Origin of the sequence: Streptomyces sp. ADMS (assembly GCF_033441795.1) — a bacterium.
Classification (GTDB): Bacteria; Actinomycetota; Actinomycetes; order Streptomycetales; family Streptomycetaceae; genus Streptomyces.
The window spans coordinates 1-724 of sequence record NZ_JAVFVX010000365.1 but is presented as its reverse complement, the minus strand read 5'-3'; the positions used below and the strand labels follow the sequence as shown (position 1 = coordinate 724).

The following is a 724-nucleotide window of genomic DNA, read 5'->3' as shown; positions in this document are numbered from 1 at the left end:
CGATCATGGCGACCTTGTCGGCGCCGTACTTCTCGGTCACGTACCTGATCACCTCGACGCGCCGGCGCTCGTCGAAGTCGATGTCGACATCGGGCATGGACACGCGCTCGGGGTTGAGGAACCGCTCGAAGATCAGACCGTGCGGGATCGGGTCGAGGTCGGTGATGCCCATGGCGTACGCGACGATCGAACCGGCCGCGGATCCACGGCCGGGGCCGACCGCGATGCCCTGCTTCTTGGCCCACATGATGAAGTCGGCGACGACGAGGAAGTAGCCCGGGAACCCCATCTGGATGATGACGTCCATCTCGTACTCGGCCTGCTTCTGGCGGTCGTCGGGGACGTCGCCGTTGAAGCGGCGGTTCATGCCGCGCCGGACTTCTTCCTGGAACCAGGTGATCTCGGTGAAGCCGTCCGGGATGTCGAACTTCGGCATGAGGTTCTTCGCCTCGAACATGCCGGAGGTGTCGATCTGTTCGGCCACCAGGAGGGTGTTGGCGCAGCCCTCCTGCCAGGCGTCCGAGGAGTCGATGGCGTACATCTCGTCCGTGGACTTCAGGTAGTAGCCGGTGCCGTCGAAGCGGAAGCGGTCCGGGTCGGAGAGGTTCTTGCCGGTCTGGATGCACAGCAGCGCGTCGTGCGCGACCGACTCGTGCGCGTACGTGTAGTGCGAGTCGTTCGTCACCAGGGGCGGGATGCCGAGCTTCTTGCCGATCTCCAGGAG

At 64.8% G+C, this 724-nt stretch carries 1 pseudogene; it reads right to left on the bottom strand.

Annotated elements, in window-relative coordinates:
- Window positions 1–724 (bottom strand): annotated as a pseudogene (locus RB628_RS41060) (DNA polymerase III subunit alpha); the annotation flags it as partial.